The sequence below is a fragment of the Stenotrophomonas sp. K-6 genome (assembly GCF_056861555.1).
Genome location: NZ_JBSPUC010000001.1, coordinates 174,084 through 197,113, shown reverse-complemented (window position 1 = coordinate 197,113; position 23,030 = coordinate 174,084). Strand labels below are relative to the sequence as shown.

The 23,030-nt window shown below is 67.9% G+C and carries 17 protein-coding genes and 1 tRNA gene; 12 read left to right on the top strand and 6 right to left on the bottom strand.

Features of this window, described 5'->3' with window-relative positions:
• Positions 1-24: 24 nt before the first annotated feature.
• Entirely contained in the window at positions 25-918 is an 894-nt protein-coding gene (gene ubiA, locus AC13F7_RS00860; protein ID WP_313212439.1) for a 4-hydroxybenzoate octaprenyltransferase, read from the bottom strand.
• A 158-nt stretch (positions 919-1,076) separates the two neighbouring features.
• On the opposite strand from ubiA, the gene AC13F7_RS00855 reads away from it, so the two are divergent.
• Positions 1,077-1,153 (top strand) — tRNA-Arg (locus AC13F7_RS00855).
• A gap of 146 nt (positions 1,154-1,299) precedes the next feature.
• On the opposite strand, the gene AC13F7_RS00850 is transcribed toward AC13F7_RS00855, so the two are convergent.
• The 3 genes from AC13F7_RS00850 to AC13F7_RS00840 all read right to left on the bottom strand — a co-directional run bounded on the left by AC13F7_RS00850 (position 1,300) and on the right by AC13F7_RS00840 (position 9,173).
• Positions 1,300-2,655, bottom strand: a complete 1,356-nt coding sequence (locus AC13F7_RS00850; RefSeq protein WP_482998957.1) for a Gfo/Idh/MocA family protein — start codon at positions 2,653-2,655, stop codon at positions 1,300-1,302.
• Positions 2,656-2,707: 52 nt separating this feature from the next.
• Positions 2,708-5,680: a TonB-dependent receptor plug domain-containing protein gene (locus AC13F7_RS00845; protein ID WP_482998956.1), complete on the bottom strand. Its 2,973-nt coding sequence runs from the start codon at positions 5,678-5,680 to the stop codon at positions 2,708-2,710.
• A gap of 133 nt (positions 5,681-5,813) precedes the next feature.
• Positions 5,814-9,173, bottom strand: coding sequence for a TIM-barrel domain-containing protein (locus AC13F7_RS00840; protein WP_482998955.1), 3,360 nt, complete (start codon positions 9,171-9,173; stop codon positions 5,814-5,816).
• Between the two features lie 333 nt (positions 9,174-9,506).
• On the opposite strand from AC13F7_RS00840, the gene AC13F7_RS00835 reads away from it, so the two are divergent.
• Genes AC13F7_RS00835 through AC13F7_RS00810 form a run of 6 tightly spaced genes read left to right on the top strand, consistent with a single transcriptional unit; the run spans position 9,507 to position 16,731 of the window.
• Complete coding sequence (locus AC13F7_RS00835; protein WP_482998954.1) at positions 9,507-10,664, top strand: SIS domain-containing protein; 1,158 nt, start codon at positions 9,507-9,509, stop codon at positions 10,662-10,664.
• A 6-nt stretch (positions 10,665-10,670) separates the two neighbouring features.
• Positions 10,671-11,597: an ROK family protein gene (locus AC13F7_RS00830; RefSeq protein ID WP_482998953.1), complete on the top strand. Its 927-nt coding sequence runs from the start codon at positions 10,671-10,673 to the stop codon at positions 11,595-11,597.
• Between the two features lie 23 nt (positions 11,598-11,620).
• The gene (locus AC13F7_RS00825; RefSeq protein ID WP_482998952.1) at positions 11,621-12,949 is read left to right on the top strand and encodes a D-tagatose-bisphosphate aldolase, class II, non-catalytic subunit; all 1,329 of its coding nucleotides are present in this window, start codon (positions 11,621-11,623) and stop codon (positions 12,947-12,949) included.
• 33 nt (positions 12,950-12,982) lie between these two features.
• Positions 12,983-13,759 (top strand): DeoR family transcriptional regulator, encoded by a 777-nt coding sequence (locus AC13F7_RS00820; RefSeq protein ID WP_481467029.1) that lies wholly within the window; start codon positions 12,983-12,985, stop codon positions 13,757-13,759.
• The gene (gene nagA / locus AC13F7_RS00815; protein WP_482998951.1) at positions 13,756-14,871 is read left to right on the top strand and encodes an N-acetylglucosamine-6-phosphate deacetylase; all 1,116 of its coding nucleotides are present in this window, start codon (positions 13,756-13,758) and stop codon (positions 14,869-14,871) included. The genes AC13F7_RS00820 and nagA overlap by 4 nt, the downstream gene beginning before the upstream one ends.
• A 54-nt stretch (positions 14,872-14,925) precedes the next feature.
• A complete protein-coding gene (locus tag AC13F7_RS00810; protein WP_482998950.1) occupies positions 14,926-16,731 on the top strand; it encodes an MFS transporter in 1,806 nt (601 codons plus the stop codon).
• Positions 16,732-16,755: 24 nt separating this feature from the next.
• On the opposite strand, the gene AC13F7_RS00805 is transcribed toward AC13F7_RS00810, so the two are convergent.
• Together AC13F7_RS00805 and AC13F7_RS00800 are read right to left on the bottom strand one after the other, a co-directional pair.
• The gene (locus tag AC13F7_RS00805) at positions 16,756-17,256 is read right to left on the bottom strand and encodes a SecDF P1 head subdomain-containing protein (protein WP_482998949.1); all 501 of its coding nucleotides are present in this window, start codon (positions 17,254-17,256) and stop codon (positions 16,756-16,758) included.
• A gap of 80 nt (positions 17,257-17,336) precedes the next feature.
• Positions 17,337-18,050, bottom strand: a complete 714-nt coding sequence (locus AC13F7_RS00800; protein WP_482998948.1) for a double zinc ribbon domain-containing protein — start codon at positions 18,048-18,050, stop codon at positions 17,337-17,339.
• A gap of 70 nt (positions 18,051-18,120) precedes the next feature.
• Here AC13F7_RS00800 and bioB point away from each other — a divergent pair, with 70 nt between their 5' ends.
• The 5 genes from bioB (at position 18,121) to bioC (ending at position 22,970) form a co-directional block, all read left to right on the top strand.
• A complete protein-coding gene (bioB, locus tag AC13F7_RS00795; RefSeq protein ID WP_482998947.1) occupies positions 18,121-19,155 on the top strand; it encodes a biotin synthase BioB in 1,035 nt (344 codons plus the stop codon).
• Between the two features lie 61 nt (positions 19,156-19,216).
• Positions 19,217-20,428 carry an 8-amino-7-oxononanoate synthase gene (bioF, locus tag AC13F7_RS00790; RefSeq protein WP_482998946.1) on the top strand — a complete coding sequence of 404 codons (1,212 nt, stop codon included), beginning with the start codon at positions 19,217-19,219 and terminating at the stop codon, positions 20,426-20,428.
• Between the two features lie 16 nt (positions 20,429-20,444).
• Positions 20,445-21,206 carry a pimeloyl-ACP methyl ester esterase BioH gene (gene bioH, locus AC13F7_RS00785; RefSeq protein ID WP_482998945.1) on the top strand — a complete coding sequence of 254 codons (762 nt, stop codon included), beginning with the start codon at positions 20,445-20,447 and terminating at the stop codon, positions 21,204-21,206.
• A 59-nt stretch (positions 21,207-21,265) separates the two neighbouring features.
• Complete coding sequence (locus AC13F7_RS00780; RefSeq protein WP_482998944.1) at positions 21,266-22,048, top strand: SDR family oxidoreductase; 783 nt, start codon at positions 21,266-21,268, stop codon at positions 22,046-22,048.
• Positions 22,049-22,085: 37 nt separating this feature from the next.
• Positions 22,086-22,970, top strand: a complete 885-nt coding sequence (bioC, locus tag AC13F7_RS00775) for a malonyl-ACP O-methyltransferase BioC (protein WP_481467014.1) — start codon at positions 22,086-22,088, stop codon at positions 22,968-22,970.
• The last annotated feature ends 60 nt before the right edge of the window (positions 22,971-23,030 follow it).

Genomic DNA, 23,030 nt, shown 5'->3' with positions numbered 1-23,030 from the left:
TCGTAGGGTGTGGGTCGGGTGCCCTCAGCGCACCGCCAACGACACCGCGATGCCGGCAAACAGCGCCGCACCCACCCAGTTGTTGTGCAGGAACGCCTTGAAGCACGGGTCGCGCTCGCGCTTGCGGGCGATCCAGAACTCATACGCGATCAACCCGGCGGCAACGCCGACGCCGAGGCCGTAATAGACGCCCAGCCCGGCGCGCAGGCCGACCAGCGCCATCGTGCCCAGGAACAGCGCGTAGAGAATGCCCTGGATGACCAGGTCCAGATCCCCGAACAGGATCGCGGTGGAATGCGAGCCCATCTTCAGGTCGTCATCGCGGTCGACCATGGCATACCAGGTGTCATACGCGGTAGACCACAGGATGTTGGCGCCGTACAGCAGCCAGCCGATCACCGGTACCTCGCCCTGGACTGCGGCGAAGGCCATGGGGATGCCCCAGCCGAAGGCCATGCCGAGGTAGACCTGCGGCAGGTGGGTGTAGCGCTTGAGGTAGGGGTAGCTGGCGGCCAGGAACACGCCGATGAAGCTCATGCCGATGGTGAGCCAGTTCAGGGTCAACACCAGAGCGAAGGCGACGATCATCAGCCCGGCGAACAGCGCCAGCGCCTCACGTCCGGACACGGCCCCACTGGCCAGCGGGCGGTCCTTGGTGCGCTTGACGTGCGGGTCCAGCCAGCGGTCGGCGTAATCGTTGATCACGCAACCGGCCGAGCGGGTCAACCAGACGCCGGCGGTGAACACGAACAGCGTCCACAGCGGCGGCAGCCCGCCGGAGGCCAGCCACAGCGCCCACCAGGTGGGCCAGAGCAGCAGCAGGGTGCCGATCGGGCGGTCGGCGCGCATCAGTTTCCAGTAGTGCCGCCAGCGCGACGGGGGCGCCGCCTCGGGCGCTTCAAAACGTTCGTAAGCCATCGGTAAAGGATACCGCCTGGGCTGGTCGGGCGCGCCGTCGCCGGGCACGTCGGTACAGGGGGCAGACCTGCGCGGCGTTTACGGATAGAATGCTCCTCCCGCGCCGCTTCGGCGGTCCGTGGCCCCATCAGGCGGCCCGGCGGGACGCAGGACACAACGCGCTCGTAGCTCAGCCGGATAGAGTAGTGGCTTCCGAAGCCATTGGTCGGGGGTTCGAATCCCTCCGGGCGCACCATCCTTGCCACCTCCCCTTCGTTTACCAGCCTGCCTGCGCTGATCGCGCACGGCGGTGGTTTCCCCATTGCCTGTGGGCTTGCCCTGACAATGCGCGCACGAGAGGGCCGGTACGCATCGGTACCGGCCGTGGGGCATCAACCGTCCTCAGTACGATCCATCAAACGCAAAGATCGGCTTGCGCTGCTTCCACAACCCGGCGGTGAAGTCCGGGAACTCCAGCGTCTGGAAGCTGTTGGCGATGGACTGCTCGGACAGCGGCGTGATCGCGCTCCAGGTGATCGCATCGTAGATGTCGATCGGCATCGGTGCCTTGGCCTTGAGGGCCTCCACAAAGGCATGGATGACGAACCAGTCCATACCACCGTGGCCGGCGCTGGCGGCGGTCGCGGCGTGCTGCTTCCACAGCGGGTGCTCGTACTGATCCTGGTAGGCCTGGAACGGTTCCCACTTGTGCGGCGGGCTGCGCCCTTCGATGTGGATGGACTGGTTCACATCCATCCACAGGCCCTTGGTGCCCTGCACGCGGAAGCCCATCGAGTACGGGCGCGGCAGCGAAGTGTCGTGCTGCAGCAGGATGGTCTCGCCGTTCTCGCAGGCCAGGGTGGTGGTGACGATGTCGCCGAGCTTGAAGGCCACCTTGGTACTCGGGTGGGTGGTGCCACCGCTCTTGGCCACGGTGTACTCGTGCAGACCGCGCGCCTTGCTGGCGAACGCATTGATGTGGGTGAAGCGGTTGCCGCGGTTGATGCCGGTGTACATCGCGCACGGGCCGATGCCGTGGCTGGGGTACAGCTCACCGTTGCGCTGCACCGAATGCTCGGTGCGCCAACGTGCTTCGGACCAGCCCTTGGCACCGAACTCCACGCCGCTGTCATACGGCTGGCTGGGGTCGCCGGAGTTGAACTTCACCCCGCGCAGGTCGTGCTGGTAGCCGCCCTGCAGGTGCACCAGTTCCCCGAACAAGCCCTGGCGCACCATCTGCAGCGCTGCCATCACGTCGCGGCGATAGCAGACGTTCTCCAGCAGCATGTACGGCGTACCGGTGGCGAGCTGGGTCTTGAGCACGTCCCAGTGGTCCTGCAGCGTGATGCCGGCGACCACCTCGCAGCCCACCGCGACCTTGGCCTGCATGGCCGCGATCGCCATCGGCGCGTGATACTCCCAGGGCGTGGCGATGATCACGCCGTCCAGGCCGCGCTGCTCGATCAGCCGCTTCCAGGCGTTGACGTCGCCGTCCTGGCCGTACGCCTTGGGTGCCGGCTTGCCGGCCTTGGCCACCATGTCCATGCCGCGCTTGAGCATGATCGGCTCGATGTCGCACAGGGCGACCACCTCCACGTCATCGCGGCGGACCAGTTCCTTCAGCAATACCTGGCCGCGCATGCCGGTGCCGATCAGGCCCAGCCGTACCTTGCGCCCGCGTGCCCAGGCAGGCGTGTTCGGCAGCAGGCTGGTGGCGGCGACGGCCGCGCTGGCGGCGATGAATTCTCTGCGTTTCATGGACAGTACCTCGTGTGAAGATCGCGCCGGCAGAAACCGGCGCGGGGGAGCATCAGAACTTGTAGCCCACGGTCAGACTGTAGCCGCGACCGAAGATGGTGGCGTAATCGCTGGAATCGCCGAGGAAGCTGTTCGGGTCATAGAACGGCAGACGGTCGAACAGATTCTTGATGGTGAAGCCGACGTTCCAGTGGTCATCCGGGCGCCAGGCCACGCTCAGGTTGGCAGTCCACCACGACGGGGCACCATCGCACTTGCTCTGCTCCACCGGCAGGTAGCCGGCGGTGCAGGTCTGCGGGTTGTTGTCTTCCTCATCGATCTGCTGCAGCGCCCACTTGGTGCCGCCTACGTAATTGACGAAGACGCTGGTGGTGACCTGCTTGTAGCTCCAGTCCGCGTTCAACGTCGCGCGCAGGCGCGGGTTGTTGTAGTAGCCGACCAGGTCGCCGTAGTACCAGCCGCTCTCATCATCCAGGTAGGACCGGTTGCGGTTGGCGATGGTGGCGGCCACGCCGATGTTCAGGTTGCCCCACTCGCCCAGCGAGAAGCGGCTGCGCGCATCGATGTCGAAGCCGTCGATCAGGGTCTTGCCACGGTTCTTGTACTGGCCCACCACGCTGGCCACGTTGCCCACGCTGTAGCCGGGCAGCGTGCCGGGACAGGCGACGCCGCTGGCCGGGTCGGCGCACATCGCCGCCAGGGCAGCCAGGTTGGCGCGGTCGCCCTCGGTGATCGGCGAACGGGTCGAGGAAATGATGTCCTCGTCGCGGGTGAAATCCGGGGCGACGATTTCGTTGCTGCGGTAGATGAACCAGTAATCGGCCGACACTGACAACCACTGCGTCGGCTCGTAGACGAAGCCCAACGTGGTGATCTTCGCCTTTTCCGGCTTCAGATCCGGGTTGGGCTGGGTCATGCGCGCCACGGTACGGCTGCAGTCGGTGTTGAGCAGGGTCTTGCCGAGGTCGACATCCCCCCCGCGCTGCGACCGCAACAGCAGGTTGGCAATCGCGTTGGTCTCGTTGCAGCGCACCTCGTCGCGGTAACCGCCCAACTGGGCGAACACGCCACCATTGCCGGACTCGGCCAGGCTCGGGGCGCGGAAGCCAGTGGAATAGGTGCCGCGCAGCATCAGCTGATCGAACATCTGGTACTTCAGGCCGATCTTCGGGGCCAGGTTGGCGCTGAAGTCCGGGTATTTGTCCACGCGCAGTGCGGCGTCCAGTTCCAGCTTCTCGGTAAGTGGCGCCACCGTCTCGGCGAACAGCGCATAGGTGTTGCGCTTGCCATCGAACCACGAGCCGCCCTGCTGGGTGATCAGGCCGTTGGCCGCGTCCGGGTTGCCCGGGGTGTAGAAGGTCTCGCGGCTGGCGTTGAAGCCGAAGGCCGCACGCACTTCGCCGGCCGGCATCTGGAACAGGGGGCCCTCGATCTTGCCGTCCAGGGTATGCAGGCGCGTCCAGGACTGGATATCGAAGGTCGGGAACGCTTCGCGGATCAGCGCGGCGTTGGCCTCGCTGATCTCACCGAATTTGTACGCCGGGTGGTCGGAAATGATCACGCGGCCGGTGCCCGGATCGACGGCGTACGGGCCGAAGGCCTTCTCGAAACCGGCCAGGTTCACGTTGGTGGTCTGGTAGGTCACCGAGTGGCTGCCGGCGGTGGCGAAGGCGGTTTCCCAGTTCCAGTCGCCGATGTCACCGCGCATTCCGGCCACCACGCGGTAGCTCTGGTCGGTGTTGCGCTGGCCGAAGTGGTTGGCACCCACATCCTGCAGCAGATACTGCAGGCCGACCACGCCGCCCATCAGTGCCTTCAGTTCGGGTGAGGCGTTGTTGTATTCGTTGTTCGGGCCCAGGTACGGATACAGGAACTGGTTGACCGTGGTGCCGGTATTGCGCGAGAACCAGCTGGTCGGGTTGCCTGTCGTGGTGCCGTAGGCACGCGGCGTACCGCCGTTGGCGGTCAGGTCGATGTCGGTGTAGGTCGCCTCGGCGAAGGCTTCGGTGCTATCGCCGATCAGGAAGTGGGCGTTGACGTAGGCGGTATTGCGCTCGGACTTGGCGCCGGCGTCGATCTCGTTGTTCATCCACGTCTCCCAGATACAGCGCGGGCCGGCCGCTTCGCTGGTGAGCACGTTGTTGCAGCCTGGCGCGGCTTCCTGCACACGGCGGCCGGTGACCGGATCGAAGGCGAAGTAGCTGCCCGGGTTGAACTCGCCCGGCTTGCTGCCGGTGCCCAGGCGCAGGTTGGGCAGGTAGTTGGGGTTGTTGACGTAGTACTGGTCGGGCCGTTTGTCGTAGAAGTCGCTCAGCGGAATCGCATCGCGCCGGTACAGGTTCACCGAGGCGTAGACGTTGTAGCGGTCTTCATCCAGATCGCCGAAGCCGGCGGTGATGCTGCCCTGGTGTTCACCGTAGGAGCTGATCCGCGAGGATTTATCCGTGGTGAGGTTGATCTCTGCACCCTGGTAGGAGCGCTTGGTGATCACGTTGATCACGCCGGCCACCGCATCGGTGCCGTACACGGCCGAGGCGCCGTCGGTCAGCACTTCCATCCGTTCGATCGCTGCGGCGGGGATCGCATCGATGTTGACGAACTGGGTCTGGAAGCCGGCCGGCGCGCCGTAGTAGGACAGGCGGCGGCCATTGAGCAGCACCAGCGTGCCCTGCGCGCCGAGGCCACGCAGGTTGGCCTGCGAGGCGCCGTCCGAGCCGGTGAACAGTGAGCGCGAGTCCTGCTGGCCCGGGCGTGCGGCCGGCAGATTGTCGAGCACCTGCAGCAGGGTGCGCGCACCCATGTTCTCGATGTCCTGCTTGCTGATCACCTGCACCGGCGAGGCGGTTTCCACATCACTGCGGCGGATGTTGGAGCCGGTCACCTCGATGCGCGACAGCTCGGTGGCTTTCGTATCCGGCGTTGCGTCCTGGGCGCTGGCACTGCCGACCACCGCGACGGCCAGGCCGAGTGCGATGGACAAGGGGGTGGCGGTGATGCGGCGATGGCGATGGCGTTCGGTCAACATCTTTGGCTCCTTGTTCGATCCGCAGCGTGGGGCTGGCGGTGGATGGGTGTTTTCGGGCAAACGTCCCCCGTGCCGCGGCCAGACGGCCGCAGACGGGAAACGGGAGAGAGCGGTGTTTCGAAAGGCGGTTCGGTTACGGCGACACGATGCTGGCGGTATCGCCCTCCTGTCCGATCAGGGCGGCGTTGGCCCAGTTGCCACAGACCTGCGCGGGGTGATCGCCCTGCGCCCCGAGCGTGCGCAGGCTCAGCCGCTGCAGGCCGCGCACGTCCAGCTCCGGTTTGACCACGGCGGGTGCGTTGACCAGGCCGCTGTCGTACAGCAGCCGACCGTCACCCCACACCTGGAACTGCATGCCGCCCGCGGTGCGGCACTGATCATCGATCCCCAGGTCGGCACGCAGCAGGCGCCATCCGCCGCCCAGCTGCAGATCGATCCGGCTGCTGGCGTTGACGCCCAGGCCGCGGCGGAAATGCAGCCCGTTCATGCGCATCTCCGTCTGGCCACCGAAGGCGTGGTCGGCGGCGACGCTGGCCTTCAATGGCGCCGGCAGCGGCAACGCGGAAAGATACAACTGCTGCGCCGGGCCTTCCGGCTGCGGATGCTCCAGCACGTGGAAGGTGGACAGCACGATCGGGCCGACATCGCGCGGCTGCAGCGCATCCACTGCACGCGCGATGCTGCCCTGCGCCGCGGTGACCATCGGGTCGGCACCGCTGGCACCGTCGCCTTCCGGGTTCTGCGTGCTGAGCACGCGGAAGCGCAGCAGGCGGCCGGCATGGGCGGGGAAATCGATCTGCTGCACGCCTTGCTGCAGGGTCAGGCGGCCGCGCTTGATCGGCTCACCCCATTCGCCGTTGCTGTCGGCCATGTAGATTTCGTAATCGCGGATCTGGCCACTCTTCCAGTGCTGGTCGTTGCGCGGCGCCAGTTCGATGCCGTCGATCAGCTTCCGCTCGCCGAAGCCGAGCACCCACTCGTGCGCACCGGTCTTGACCGCCTGGTTGCGCACGGTGCGGAACCACGTAGCCGGATCGTCGTCAAAGGCCTTCTCCATCTCGTAGCCCTGCTCCTCGGCCGGACGGTTGACCACCAGCAGGCTGTCGGAGGGCAGCGCGCGGCCCAGTTCGGGGGCGGCCGGGAAGGCGTCGTCGGCCGGTGCAGCGGCGATGGGCAGCTCCAGCTGCAGTGCGAGCGGCTGGCGGATGTCGGTCGGTGCGGTGCGCACGTGCAGGGTGCCTCGGCGCTCGGTCGCGTCGAAGTACCAGCCTTCGTTGGCGCCCTTCCAGTCTGCCTGGTCAGCCAGCATCGGCAGCGCACGACCGTCCAGCATCACTGCGGCGGGACGCTGGCGGCTGAGCACGCGCAGCGCATAACGACGCTGCTGCAGCTGGCCGGCGTACTGGCCCTGCACCGGATCGATGCGCACCTGCACCGGGCCCGTGCCCTGCGCCGGGGCCCGCACCGTGATCGCCTGCGTGCTCGATTCGCCCTTCTCATAGCGACGGGTGGCGCCATCGTCTTCGTACAGCGTGTACTGCGAGGTGCCCTGCGGATACAGATCGAAGGTCACTTCATCCAGCGGCCTCTCACCGTCGTAGAGCATCGCCGGGTACATCGGGATGATCGCGCCGGCACGCACGAACACCGGGAGCGTGGCCAGGTCGACCGGACGATCCAGCGAGCGGCCCTCGGCACCGGCCTGCAACTGGCGGCCGTCCCAGTAATCGATCCAACGGCCCTGCGGCAGGTGGATGTCGCGACGCCAGCCACGGCTCGCGGCCTGGCTGCGGTACACCGGCGCGATCAGCAGCTCGCGGCCGAGCAGGAACTGGTACTTGTGTGCTTCGGTGTACGCCTGCGGATCCTGCGGGTAATCCCACATCAGCGCGCGCAGCAGCGGGGCACCGCTGGTCGCCGCGTCATGCGCCAGCCCGTACATGTACGGGGTCATGCGCATTTTCAGCTTGAGGTAGTCGCGGTTGACGCTGCGGTACGGCTCATCGAACCACCACGGATGCTTGCGCGCATTGCCGGACCAGCCGGACATGCCCATCAGCACAGGGGTGAAGCTCTTCCACTGCAGGTCACGGGTGAAGGTTTCGGCGCTGCCACCGAAGATCGCATCCACGTCGCCACTGGCATAGGCCATGCCGGACAGTCCCGAGCCGATCAGGGTCGGGATGTGCCAGCGGATGTAATCCCAGCTGCTGCTCTGGTCGCCGGTCCAGGCCACCGCATAGCGCTGAATGCCACCCCAGCCCATCACCGTCCACAGGAACGGGCGCGAATCGGAGTTGTTCAGGATGCCGTTGAACGCGGACTGGTTGGCATCCATCGCGAACTGGTAGCCCTTGCCGGTCCAGGCCACGTCCAGCTTCTGCACACGGCTGCCCGCAGTACCGACTTCCCAGGCGATCTTGTCGACGCCGTTCTCGGTCCACAGGCCGGTCTTGAAGCCGTACTTGGCCAGGCCCTGCACGGTCTCGGGCAACTTTTTGTAGCCGCAGCCGTAGCCATCGTTGGGCAGGATCCAGCCGCCGGGCATGTCGTGGTCGCGGTACTGCCGGGCCACACTGTCGACGACATCCGGCGTGGTGCCGGTCGGGCCGTCGCTCCAGCCTTCGGGCACGCTGCCGGGCTTCTTGATGTTGTCGCCGTCGTTGTAGCAGTCAGCGTCGCCATAGGAGAACGCCCAGCGCGGCAGCAGGCCGGCGCGACCGGTCAGGGCGGTGTAGCGGTCCAGCAGGGTGTGCAGGCTGGGCCCGACGAAGTAGTACGCATCGAAGCGGTCTTCGCGATGCAGCAGCGTGGCCTGGTCGGCCTGGCGCAGGTCATAGGTGCCGTCGCTCCACGTGTTGCGCAGCATGCCCCAGCCGCGCGAGCTCAGCAGCATCGGCGCGGGGTTGGGTCGATCGCCTTCTTCCCAGCCACCGGAGTAAGAGACCTCCAGTTCGCGGCCCTTGAACTCGAAGCGACCGTTCTGCTGGCCGCCGCCGTAGAAGTGCTCATCACTTTCGCTGGAGAGCACCTGCACGCTCTGGTCCTTGTCCAGATCCAGCGGCTGCAGTTCGTGCCACAACGCGACATCACGTTCGCCCTCGCGGCGATCCAGCGACAGGCGCAGTGGCTGGCGCTGGATGTGCAGCACCAGGGCATCGGTACGGATGCGCACCTCGTTGGCCTCTTCCTCCAGATGGAAGGTGACCTTCGCGGCCCGCTGCGGCAGCACGATCGGGGCAGCCTTGTCGCCGGCATCGGTCAGCGTGCCGTTGCGGCCGGCGCGCACCCGCAGCACGTCATCGCGCAGCAACTCCACACGCAGGGTCGCGCCGGTATCGGTGCTGAGCGTCCAGCCAGGGGTGCCATCGTTGGCGGGGGCGGCGGTGATCGCACGCAGCTTGCCCACCGGCGCCGCGTTGGCAGTGGCAGCCAGAGCCACTGCGGTGAGCAGTGCGATCGTCAGACCAGTGCGTCGAAACCGGAAGTCCACCTTGCCCCCAAGCCCGCGGCCAGCGGGAAATTGAAACCAGTGCGGCCGACTCTAGGGCAGGGTCTCGAAAAATGTCAACAAATTGCAAAGAAAAAAGAAGGATAATTTATATAAAACGAAAGATACTGCACCACCCTGCTTTCCAAACGGTGCCTGAATACGCGTTTCCGTCCGTCTTAAACCTTGCTGCGGCGCGGCATTACGGTGACGACCGGAGAGCTGCCCGCGGAGAAGACGACGAAAACTGTGACCGAACGACCTTTTCTTTATCTTTCGATATTTGACATTTCGAAAGAAAACGCAGAAGGTGCGGTCGCCCAACAGGAATTGCGAATGGACGCTTCTCTGCTCCCTGATTTGCCCACGTGGCAGCGCCTCGGTGGCGCCTATACCGCCGAAGAAATCGCCCAGCAGCCCCGTCTGTGGGCCGCGCTGGCCAGCCTGCTGGAGGTCGCGCAGGCGCGCGTCGATGGCTTCCTCGGGGAGGCCCTGCGCGATCCCAACCAGTTGGTGATCTTCACCGGCGCCGGCAGCTCGGGCTTCATTGCCGAGATGGTGGCCGACCAGATCAATGCGCAGTGGCCTGCCGAGGTCCGCGCCGTGCATACCACCAGCCTGCTGACCCATCCGGCGCTGTACCTGCGCCGCGACCGCCCGACCCTGCTGGTGTCGTTCGGGCGCAGCGGCTCCAGCCCGGAGAGCGTGGCCGCGGTGGATCTGGTCCGCGACCAGGTCGACCATGCGCGCTTTGTGGATATCACCTGCAATGCCGACGGCGAACTCGCCACCCGTGGCCATGGCCGCAGCGATACGTTGTCGCTGCTGATGCCGCCGGCCAGCTGCGACCGCGCCTTCGCCATGACGAGCAGCCTGAGCTGCATGCTGCTGGCCGCATTGAGTGCGTTCGACAGCGCCCCGTGGGCAGCGCGGCTGGAGCGTCTTCGCACGTTGGCCAGCCATGGCGAGCGTGCGCTGGATGCCTGGGATGCCGCAGTAGCCACCCTCGCGCAGGCGCCGTATGCGCGCGTCATCTATCTCGGCAGCGGTCCACTGGAAGCCGTCGCCCGCGAAGCCGCGCTGAAGGTGCTCGAACTCACCGCCGGCCGCGTGCTGGCGCTGGCCAATACGCCGCTGGGGTTCCGTCATGGGCCCAAGTCCACCCTCAACGGTGAAACGCTGGTGGTGATGCTGCGCAGCGCACAGCCGCTGGCCCGCCGCTACGAGCAGGACCTGTTGAACGAACTGCGCCGCGACGGCATCGCCGGGCGGGTGCTGTCGATCGGGCCGGACGACGCGGACCGCGCCGACGGCGACTTCGTCCTCGCCGCACCCGCACTGCCCGATCCGTGGCTGGCCCCGCTGTGGCTGCTGGTGCCGCAGTGCTATGCGCTGCAGCGTTCGGCCGCGCTCGGCATGACGCCCGACAATCCCTTCCCCGACGGCACGGTCAACCGTGTGGTGCAGGGCGTGACCATCCACCCCCACGGCTGAGCACGCATGCAGACCTGGTACGGCATCGACATCGGCGGCACCAAGATCGAGCTGGTCGCGTGCGACGCCACGCTGGGGGTGCATCACCGCCAGCGCGTGGCGACGCCGACGCGGGATTACGCCGCGTTCCTGCAGGCGATCGTCGATCTGGTCGACGCGGCGGATGCCGCCCTCAGCAAGCGCGGCGTGGCCGTCGGCATCGGCCTGCCCGGTGTGCGTGATCGCGTCAGCGGCCGCCAGCTCAGCGCCAACGTGCCCAGCCTGACCGGCCAGACGGTCGGTGCGGACCTGCAGGCACGTCTGCAGCGCCCACTGGAACTGGGCAACGATCTGCAGTGCTTCGCCTTGTCCGAAGCGCATGACGGCGCCGCCGCCGGTTATCCCAGCATGTTCGGGGCGATCCTCGGCACCGGTGCGGGTGGTGGCTTCTGCGTCGGCGGCCGGCTGATCGCCGGGCACAACGGCATCGCCGGCGAATGGGGCCACTGGAGCCTGCCCGCCACGCTGCAGCAGCGCCATGATCTGCCGGTGCTGGCGTGCGGCTGCGGCCTGCAGGGTTGCCTGGAGCGCTACGTCTCCGGCAGCGGCCTGGCGATGATCCATGAACGCCGTGGTGGCGACGCGCTGGATGCCGCCGAGGTGGTCGCCCGCGCGCAGGCCGGCGATGCGATCGCGCAGCAGGCACTGGCGATCCACCGCGACCTGCTCGGCTACAGCTTCGCCAGTCTGATCCTCGCCATCGACCCGCACGTGATCGTGCTCGGCGGTGGGCTCTCCAAGCTGGAGCAGCTGTACCGCGATCTGCCCGCCGCAATCGCGCCCTACCTGTTCGCCGGTGTGCGGGTGCCCCCGATCCTGCCGCCTACCTTCGGCGATGCCGGCGGTGCGCGCGGCGCCGCTCTACTCGCGCGCCAGCACCATCCCTCCCCCTGAATATCGTTGTCATTGGAGTTGCCATGTCCGCCGTCCAATCGTTGATCGCCGCCCATCGCCAGGGCCACCCCGTCGGGCTGTACAGCGTCTGCTGCAGCAACGCGCAGGTGCTGCTGGCGGCGATGCAGGTCGCGCAGCGCTACGACACCCTGCTGCTGATCGAGGCGACCTCCAACCAGGTCGATCAGTTCGGCGGGTACACCGGCATGACCCCGCCGCAGTACCGCGACTACGTGCTGCAGCTGGCACGCGATGCGGGTTTCCCGGCCGAGCGGCTGGTGCTCGGTGGCGACCACCTCGGGCCGAACGCCTGGCAGAAAGGCCCCGCAGCGGCCGCAATGGCCAACGCCCGCGAGCTGATCGCCGCCTATGTCGCCGCCGGTTTCCACAAGATCCATCTGGACTGCAGCATGTCCTGCGCTGATGACCCGACCCCGTTGCCGGACGCCATCGTCGCCGCGCGCTCGGCCGAACTGGCGCGCATCGCCGAGCGCACCGCCGCCGAGCACGGCCTGCCGCCACCGGTCTACGTGATCGGCACCGAGGTACCGATTCCCGGCGGTGAAGCCTCGCTGGCCGGCGGCCTGCAGGTGACCACGCCGGCGGCCGCAGCGACCACCCTGGCAATTCACCGCGAGGCGTTCTCCGCCCCGGACCTGCTGCCGGCCTGGGAGCGCGTGATCGCGATGGTCGTCCAGCCCGGCGTGGATTTCGACCACAGCAGCGTGCATTACTACGATCCGGCTGCCGCCGCCGACCTCTCGGCCTTCGTCGAGCAGCAGCCGCGCATCGTGTTCGAAGCGCACTCCACCGATTACCAGACCGAAGCCGGCCTGCACGCCCTGGTCCGCGATCACTTCGCGATCCTGAAAGTCGGCCCGGCGGCGACCTACGCCTTCCGCGAGGCGGTGTTCGCGCTGGCGATGATCGAATCCGACCTGCTGCCCGCCACGCAGCGCTCGAACCTGATCGAGGTGCTGGACCGCTGCATGGTCGAAAAACCGGGCAGCTGGCGCAGCTACTACCAGGGCGACGAGCACGAACTGCGCCTGTTGCGCGCGTATTCGCTCAGCGACCGCAGCCGCTATTACTGGGGCGAGCCGGCGGTACAGACTGCGCTGGACACGCTGGTGGCCAATCTCACCGCGCACGCGCCGCCCCAGATGCTGCTCAGCCAGTTCATGCCCGAACAGCTCAAGGCGATCGAAGCCGGTGAGCTGCAGCCGGCGCCGCTGGCGCTGATCCAGCACAAGGTGGCGCTGCGCCTGGCCGAGTATGCCCGGGCCTGCAATCGCAACCGCCCGGGCACACATAACGAAACCCAACAGGCCAAGGAGCTTTCGGAACGGTAAGCTTCGGCTTTCCCTTTCGAACGGAATCACCCCATGCGCAACACCCGACAGCGCCGCCAACAGATCCTGCAGACCCTGGTCGAGCACGGCAACGTGCAGGTCAGCGAGCTGGTGCAGCGCTTTGCGGTGTCGGCAGTCACCATCCGCGCCGACCTGACCCACATCGAATCGCAGGGGCTGGCCACCCGTACCCACGGCGGCGCGACCCTGGTGCGCACGCCGCCGCAGGAACAGGACATCCATGAAAAAGATGCGCTGAACCTGCCGATGAAGGACCGTATCGGTATCGAGGCGGCCAAGCGGGTCAAAGCCGGCGACAACATCATCATCGACTCCGGCTCGACCACGATGACCCTGGCGCGCCACCTGCGCGGGCATCGCGATGTCACGGTGATGACAAACGGGCTCAACATCGCCTGGGAGCTGGCCAATGCGCCCGGCGTGGAGCTGCTGCTCACCGGCGGGCTGCTGCGTAAGCAGTCGCTCTCGCTGCATGGCAGCCAGGCTGAGGCCAGCCTCAACACCTACAGCTTCGACACCCTGTTCCTGGGCGTGGATGGCCTGGACCTGCAGTTCGGCCTCACCACCCACCATGAGGCAGAAGCCAGCCTCAACCACCGCATGGTCGAGCGCGCGCGCCGCATCGTGGTGCTGACCGACGCCTCCAAGTTCGGCCGGGTCAGCCTGCATCGCATCGCGAGGCTGGATCAGGTCCATACCATCATCACCGACGCCAGCATCGAGCCCGAGTACCTGGAAGGGCTGCAGCGGCTGGGGGTCGAAGTGATCATCGCCGAGTCCCCGCCTTGACCGAGTCCCGTTCCCTGCACGGCTGCCTGCTCACCGACACCGGTTGGGTCCGCGGTGACATCCACTTCGACCAGCGCATCACCGCCATCGATACCGCGCACGCCGATCCGCGCGGCGACGATGAGGTCCCGCTGATCCTGCCCGGCTTCATCGACCTGCATGTGCATGGCGGTGCCGGCGTGGACATCATGCAGGGTGGGACGACTGCGCGGACGGTGGCACGCGCGCATGCCCGGCACGGCACCACCGCACTGCTGGGCACCACCATGACGGCGGAGGAGGACGACATCACGTGCGCGCTCCGCGGCCTTTCCGCTGCGATCGCCACGCGCGAACCCGGCATGGCCCGCGTGCTGGGCGTGCACCTGGAAGGCCCCTTCATCAGTGCGCAGCGCCTGGGCGCCCAGCCACCGCTGGTGGTCGAGGCCACGCTGGCCGACGTGCAGCGCCTGCATGCGATCGCACCGATCAAGGTGCTTACCCTTGCGCCGGAGATCGGCCAGCACCTGGCGCTGATTCCCGCGCTGAGCGCGCTCGGCATCCGTGTGCAGCTCGGCCACAGCGCCGGTAGCTATGAGGATGGCGTGGCCGCATTGAACGCCGGTGCGGCCGGCTTCACCCATCTGTTCAACGGCATGACCGGCGTGGATCACTATCACCCTGGCATCGCCACCGCTGCACTGGCGCATGCGCAGTACGCCGAACTCATTCCCGATCTGCAGCACGTGCATCCCGGCGCGATCCGCACCGCCCTGCGCGCGATCCCGCGTTTGTACTGCGTCACCGATGCGACCGCCGCCACCGGCATGCCCGATGGCGAGTACGCGCTTGGCGTACAGCGCGTGCACAAATGCCTGGGCTGCGTGCGCTTGTCGAGCGGCTCGCTGGCCGGCAGTGCGCTGACCATGGACCAGGCGCTGCGCAATCTGGTCTCGCTCGGCCTGGACATCGCCGATGCCTCCCACCGGCTGTCGCGCTACCCGGCCGACTACCTGGGCATCAAGGACCGCGGCCGTCTCGCGACCGGCGCCTGGGCGGACCTGGTGGTGCTCGACCACGACCTGCGCGTGCGTGGCGTGGTGGTGGAAGGCGATGACATCGCGCTCGACTGAGCGTTGACTCCCCGCGCCGCGATGGCGCACGCACTTGCAGACAGGACCGGCACCATGAACGACGTTTCCGCAGCCATGCCCGTGCACGCAGGCGCCTCCGCGCCACGCTGGCCGGTACGCTATCTGTTGTTCATCGGCGGCATGGGGGGCCTGCTCTACGGCATCGACATCGGCATCATCGCCGGTGCCCTGCCCTACCTGGAGGCCACCGCGACCGCGAGCTGGCACCTGACCAGCCAGCAGCTGGGCTTCGTGGTCGCCGCGGTGCTGCTCGGCAGTGTGTTGTCCTCACTGTTCGCCGGCATGGTCGCCGACCTGATCGGACGCCGCGGGGCGATGCTGCTGGCCGGCGTGCTGTTCACCGCCAGCATTCCGGTGATGGCCCTGTCCGATGGCTATGCCGCGCTGTTGATGGGCCGCCTGCTGCAGGGCATCAGTGGCGGATTGATCGGGGTGGTGGTGCCGCTCTATCTGGCCGAAGTGCTCAGCCCGGAACGACGCGGGCGTGGCGCGGCAATGTTCCAGCTGCTGCTGACCATCGGCCTGGTGCTGGCCGCGGTGATCGGGCTGTACCACGCGCATGCGGTGGATGCAGCGACCGCCGCGGTGCGCCACCTGCCCAGCGCGGAACAGCAGCGCCTGCTGTTCGACGTCAAGGACCACGCCTGGCGCACCATTTTCTGGAGCTGCCTGCTGCCCGGCCTGGTATTCACCGGGGGCGTGCTGCTGATCAGTGAATCGCCGCGCTGGCTGGTGCGCCGTGGCCGCATCGACGCGGCCCGCCGCGCCCTGCAGCGTACCGTCGCCGCGGACGAGGTCGAGCCAACGCTGCAGCGTATGCAGGCTCCCGAGCAGATCCAGGTCGGCCGCAACGGCAAGCGCGACCCGCTGCTCAGCCGCCGCTATGTGTGGCCGTTCGTGCTGGCCTGCCTGGTGCTGGCCTTCACCCAGGCCACCGGCATCAACTCGGTGCTCGCCTACGCGGTCAACATCCTCAACCAGGCCGGCCTGCCCGGCTCGGTGGCCAATGGCGCCGATGTGGCGATCAAACTGCTCAACGCGGTGATGACCGTGGTCGCGCTGGTGCTGGTGGACCGCAAAGGCCGCAAGTTCCTGCTGATGCTGGGCAGTGGCGGCATCACGCTTTCACTGCTGGCGGCGGCCCTGCTGTTCGTGCAGAGCGAGCGTGGGCGGCTGGATGTGCAGGCCGCACTGCAGCAGCAGGTGAGCGGCACCACGTTGTCGCTGCCGTTGGACGCCGCGCAATGGCAGCGGCTGGATGGCACTGCCGGCACCGTGCCGCAGCAGCTGACCGTGTCCTACGCCTACGGCGGCTTCAGCAACGTGCGCTCACTGCGCAGCGACAACCCGATCGACGCCACCCTGCAGATCCGTCGCGAGGACGCGGTCTGGGCCGACAGCGTGATCGGCCGCTTCTTCCGCACGCTGCACCTCAACCCGTTCCCGGACCCGGCGCAGGCCGCCAACGCGCCGCTGGTGATCGAACGTGCAGTGATCGGGCCGGTGCCCTCGCCCACGCACGGCTGGCTGGTCGCCGGCTGCATCCTGCTGTTCGTCGCGTTCTTCGCGGTGGGCCCGGGCGTGTGCGTGTGGCTGGCGCTGTCCGAGCTGATGCCGACCCGCATCCGCTCCAACGGCATGAGCATCGCCCTGTTGATCAACCAGTTCGTCTCCACCGTGATCGCGGCGATCTTCCTGCCCACGGTCGGCCATCATGGCTATGCCAGCATGTTCTTCTTCTGGGCCGGCTGTACGTTGCTGTACTTCCTCATCGCCGCGTTCTGGCTGCCGGAGACCAAGGGCAAATCGCTGGAGCAGATCGAGGCGAATTTCCGCTGAACGGTCCGCAGCCCGACGCAGGGCTCAGGGTGCCTTGCCTGTGATCTCCGTATACAGCCGGTGGGCTTCTTCCGTGCTGTCCAGCCCGCTCACCTGCATGGACTGCGCGAAGGGGCCGGCGATGACGGCGACATTGAGGACCTGATCGCCGACAGTGAACGCCACACGCTTGGCGATGCGCGCCTCCGTCGCCGCAAGGATGCGTGGTGCCGCGGCATCGGTGAAACGCAGGACCAGGGTCCCGTGGCCGGTGTGGCCGTCGGTCCCCACGGCCACCGAGGCGATGTCGGCCGTCGTGATGAAGGCAGGCTCCATCAAGGACAGCGCGTTGCCGTCGCGGTCCTTGAGCGTCGTGACGCCGGGGTGTTTGGCATCCTCGGCCACCTCACGCATCTGTATGCGTGCCTGCGCGAGCGGTGCGACGCCGGCCGGTGTCTCGATCGCCGCCGGTGCAGGAGGTGCTGGGGTGCAGCCGCTGAGGCCGGCCCCCAGTGCCATCGTCACGATCATCAGCTTGCTGCGCATGCATGCCTCTCCATGAATAAATGACGTCAGTATCGCTGCTGCGCACTCAACGCGGCGGCAACTACGCCAATCGGCCGCGCTTACGGCACCCGCGCACAGACCCAGATCTGCATCGGCCCGGCGCCGGCGTACTGCAGCGCGCGCAGCGCGGCATCGGTGGTGGCCCCGGTGGTCATTACATCGTCGACGATCGTCAGCCCGGCGGGTGGATGGCCGCGCACCGTGAACGCATCGCGCAGATTGCAGCGTCGGGCGTCCGCGTCCAGGTTGGACTGCGCGGCGGTCTCGCGAGTGCGCTGCAGCCCATTCCAGAGCGGGCAGCAGAGCCCACGCGCCAATGGCTTGGTCAATTCCAGTGCCTGATTGTAGCCGCGCTGACGCAGGCGCCGACGATGCAGCGGCATGGGCAGCAGCGGCCCAGCCAGGAACGGCGGTACGCGCTGCAGCATCAGCTGGGACAGCAGCCGGCCGGCGGCCAGGTCGTGATGGAATTTGAACCGGATCAGCAGGCGGTCGATGGGCGGCGCGTACAGGAACGCCGCGCTGGCCGCGGCCTGGCGGGGATACTCGTCCACGCAGCGGTCGCAGTGATCGCCGCCCGCATCGCCCGGGTCCGTCGCCGCCAAGGGGAGTGCGCAACGCCTGCAGGCGCGGTCATTCCAGGGCAGATCGCGATGGCAGGCGCGGCACAGGTCCATCCCATCTTCACCCGGGCAATCGCAGACCAGGCAGCGCAACGGCAGGATCTGCCACCCCAGCCAACCCAGCGCTCCGTAAACTTTTGAAAAGATCATATGGTTGACAGAAGAGGGCGCTCTCACCAGACTGCCGCCCTTTCGTTCCACTATCTGTCAGGACACTCCCATGGCTTCTGTCATCCGACACGACTGGCACCGCGAGGAACTGCTGGCCCTGTTCGCGCTGCCGTTCCCGGACCTGCTGCACCGTGCGGCCAGCGTGCATCGCGAGCAGTTCGACCCGGCGGACGTACAGGTCTCCACCCTGCTCTCGGTCAAGACCGGCGGCTGCCCGGAAGACTGCGCGTACTGCCCGCAGGCGCAGCGCTACAGCACCGGGGTGGACGCACAGAAGCTGATGGCCACCGATGAGGTGGTCGCCAAGGCCCGCCAGGCCAAGGCAGCGGGCGCCTCGCGGTTCTGCATGGGCGCGGCCTGGCGTTCGCCGAAAGACCGCGATATCCCCAAGGTGGCCGCGATGATCCGTGAGGTGAAGGCGCTGGGCCTGGAGACCTGCGCCACGCTGGGCATGCTCAGCGGCGCGCAGGCCGCCGCCCTGCGCGAGGCCGGGCTGGACTACTACAACCACAACTTGGACACCGCACCGGACTACTACGACTCGATCATCCACACGCGCCAGTACCAGGACCGCCTGGACACGCTGGCGCACGTGCGCGATGCCGGGCTGAAGACCTGCTGCGGTGGCATCGTCGGCATGGGTGAGACCCGCGAACATCGCGCCGGCCTGCTGCTGGCCCTGGCCACCCTGCCGGCCCATCCGGATTCAGTGCCGATCAACCGCCTGGTGCAGGTCGCCGGCACACCGTTGCACGGCACCGCCGCGCTGGATCCCTTCGAGTTCGTGCGGATGATCGCCGTCGCCCGCATCGTCATGCCGCGTTCGATGGTGCGGCTCTCGGCCGGGCGCGAGGCGATGAGCGACGAGCTGCAGGCGCTGTGCTTCCTGGCCGGGGCAAATTCCATCTTCTACGGCGAAAAGCTGCTGACCACCGGCAACCCGGACACCGAGCGGGACCTGGCCCTGTTCGAACGGCTGGGCCTGCGCCCGATGGCCATCACGGTCGATGCCGACGGCCACGATCACCCGGGCACGGTCCATGCCGAGATCACCGCCGGCGACGGCTGCGGGCGCGCCGCCTGAGCCCCGAGCAGCGGGCCCGGCAACCGGGTACGCTAACGGCCCACCCGGACCCCTGACGACCATGGCCCGTCCTGACCTGCACGACCGCATCCAGGCCCAGCGCAAGCTCCGCGACGCGCAGGGGCGCCTTCGCGTGCGCCGCGTGGTGAGCCGGCGTGATGGCGTGCGGCTGGAGGTCGATGGCCAGTGGCTCACCGGTTTCTGCAGCAATGACTATCTGGGCCTGTCGCAGCAGTTCGGCGTGGTCAGCGCATTGCAGGATGCCGCTGCGCGCGAAGGGGCGGGCGCGACCGCCTCACATCTGATCTGCGGCCACCACGCGCTGCACGAAGCGCTCGAACAGGAAATGGCCGACTGGCTCGGCTATCCGCGGGCGCTGCTGTTCGGCAGTGGCTTCGCCGCCAATCTTGCCGTGCAGCAGGCGCTGCTCGGCGAGGAAGATGATGTCTGCGTGCAGGACCGGCTCAACCACGCCAGCCTGCTCGATGCATCGCGACTGGCCGGTTGCCGCCTGCGCCGCTATCCGCATCTGGATACCGAAGGCGCGCTGCGCCAACTCAAGCACGCGCCCAATGGCGCGGCGATGCTGGCCACCGACGGCGTCTTCAGCATGGACGGCGACATCGCCCCCCTGCGCTCGTTGTCGCTGGTGGCGCGCATGCAGGAAGCGCTGCTGTACGTCGATGACGCGCACGGTATCGGCGTGGTCGGCGAACACGGCCGTGGCTGCGTGGCCGATGCGGGCCTGGGCGTCGACGATGTGCCGCTGCAGCTGGCCACGCTTGGCAAGGCACTCGGCGGCAGTGGTGCGGTCGTGCTCGGCGACGAGGCGATGATCCAGCACTTGGCTGAAACCGCGCGACCCTACATCTACACCACCGCCGTGCCGCCGGCGCAGGCCGCCGCGGCACTGACTGCCGTGAAGCTCGCGCGCCGCGACGACTGGCGGCGCGAAAAGCTCACCGAGTTGATCGGCATCTTCCGCACCGGTGCCCGCCAGCACGGGCTGGAACTGATGCCGTCCGATACCCCGATCCAACCGCTGCTGTGCGGCGCCGAGTCGACGGTGGTGGCGTTGTCGGCCGCACTGGAGGCGGCAGGTTTCCTGGTCAGCGCGATCCGCCCGCCCACCGTCCCCGAGGGCAAGGCACGCCTGCGCGTGACGCTGTCCGCACTGCACGCGCCTGCCGAAGTGCGCGCGCTGGTCGATGCGATCGCGCATGCCCGTGACACCGTGGTGCAGCAGCAGGCACCGAGCGCCCTGACCGCGTGATGTCGCAGCGTTGAGCATGCATATCGATGTCATCGGCCAGGGCCCGGCGCTGGTCCTCATCCACGGCTGGGCGCTGCATGGTGGTGTGTTCGCACCGCTGGTGGAGCGCCTGTCGCCGCATGTCGAGCTCCACCTGGTGGATCTGCCCGGCCATGGCGGCAGCCGCGATGACACCACCCCGTTGCGCCTGCCGCATGTGGTCAACGCCATCGCCGCGGCCACACCGCCTGCGGTCTGGTGCGGCTGGTCGCTCGGCGGTCTGTTCGCGCTGCATGCTGCCGCAACCCTGCCGCAGGTACGCGGCCTGGCGATGATCGCCGCGACGCCACGTTTCGTGCGCGGCGAGGACTGGCCGCATGCGGTCGAGCCGGCGGTCTTCGAACAGTTTGGCCAGGATCTGGCACGGGACTACCGCGGCACGCTGGAGCGCTTCCTCGCGCTGGATGCGATGGGGTCCGAACACGCCCGCCAGGAACTGCGCACGCTGCGCGAGATGCTGGTCGCGCGCGGCGAGCCCGCCCCTCGTGCGTTGCAGGAGGGTCTGCGCCTGCTGGAGAACACCGACCTGCGCGGCGCCCTGACCACCTTGGGCAAACCCAGCCTGTGGCTGGCCGGCCAGCGCGACCGGCTGGTGTCGGCGCGAGCCATGCAGGCCGCCGCCGCGCTGGCACCCGGCGCGCAGGCCCACGTGGTCGCGCAGGGCGGGCACGCCCCCTTCCTCGGCCATACCGATGAGGTGGCCGCGCAGCTGCAACACTTTGTTGCCGCGCTGCCTTGACCTGTTCCGGCCCCGCATCGCCGATCATGTACGCCTGCCCTTCGCCACAGGACTGACCCATGGATCTTGGAATCGCCGGCCGCTGGGCCCTGGTCTGCGCCGCCAGCAAAGGTCTCGGCCTGGGGTGTGCGCGGGCGCTGGCGCGCGAAGGCGTCAACGTGGTGATCGCCGCGCGCGGTGAAGCCGCTCTGGACCATGCCGTGCTCGAGCTTCAGGCCCTGCCGGGCGCGCGCAGGGTGATCGGGGTGGTCGCCGACATCGCCACCGTGGAGGGACGTGCCGCCGCGCTGGCCGCGTGCCCGCAGGTGGACATCCTGGTCAACAACGCGGGTGGGCCGCCGGCGGGCGATTTCCGCCAGTTCACCCGCGAGGACTGGATCGCCGCGCTGGATGCCAACATGCTGGCCCCGATCGCGCTGATCCGCGCCACCGTGGACGGCATGATCGAGCGCGGCTTCGGCCGCGTGGTCAACATCACCTCCTCCTCGGTGAAGGCCCCGATCGACATCCTCGGGCTGTCCAACGGCGCACGCTCCGGGCTGACCGGGTTCGTGGCCGGGCTGGCCCGCAAGACCGTCGCCCACAACGTCACCCTCAACAATCTGCTGCCGGGCCAGTTCGATACCGATCGCCTGCGCGGCAACTTCGCCTACCTGGCGCAGCAGCAGGGCATCGATGCCGGCCAACTGGCCGAACGCAAGCGCACCCACATTCCCGCCGGCCGCTTCGGGACCGCCGACGAGTTCGGTGCCGCCTGCGCCTTCCTGTGCAGCGCCCAGGCCGGCTACATCACCGGGCAGAACCTGCTGATCGATGGCGGCGCCTACCCGGGCACCTTCTGAGTCCACCCGCACCACCGTTTTGAGCCGTGAGTACCCCATGACGTCCAGCTTCGATCCCCATCACGTCCGGCGCGCCTTCTCGCGCGCCGCCAGCAGTTACGACGCCGCCGCGGCGCTGCAGCGCGAGGTGGAAAAACGCCTGCTCGAATCGCTGGACTACCTGGAAAACCGCCAGCCGCAGGTGGTGCTCGATGTCGGCAGCGGCACCGGCCACGCCAGTGCGCTGATGAAGAAGCGCTGGCCCAAAGCACAGGTGATCGCGCTGGATCTGGCCCAGCCGATGCTGCGCGAGGCGAAGAAGCAGGCCGGCTGGTGGAAGCCGTTCTCGCGCGTGTGCGGCGATGCGCAGGCGTTGCCGGTGCTGGACCAGAGCGTGGATGTGATCTTCAGCAATCTGTGCCTGCAGTGGGTGGAGGATCTGCCGGCGGTGTTCGCCGGGTTCCGCCGTGCGCTCAAGCCGGGCGGACTGCTGCTGGTCTCCACGTTCGGGCCGGAGACGCTGATCGAGCTGCGCGATGCGTTCGCTGCCGCCGACGAGGTGCCGCATGTCAGTCGTTTCGCGCCGATCGCGCAGTTCGGCGATGCGCTGATGATGTCCGGCTTCCGCGACCCGGTGCTGGACCGCGACCTGTTCACCCTGACCTACGACGACCTGACCGCGCTGATGCGCGAGCTGCAGGCGATCGGCGCCACCAACGCGCGCCAGGACCGCCGCCACACATTGACCGGGCGCGGGCGCTTCGATGCCGCACGTGCGGCCTACGAGCCGCTGCGGCGCGAAGACGGCAAGCTGCCCAGCAGCTGGGAAGTGATCTACGCACACGCGTGGGCGCCGGAAGGCGGCGCGCCAATCCGCGAGCGCGGGCACGATGTCGCCACGGTGCCGGTGTCGGCGATTCCGATCCGCCGCAAAACGCCCTGAGCCGACCGTTGGTCGGCTGGACCGCCGAGCCGCCATGCATTCAGCCGACCAAGGGTCGGC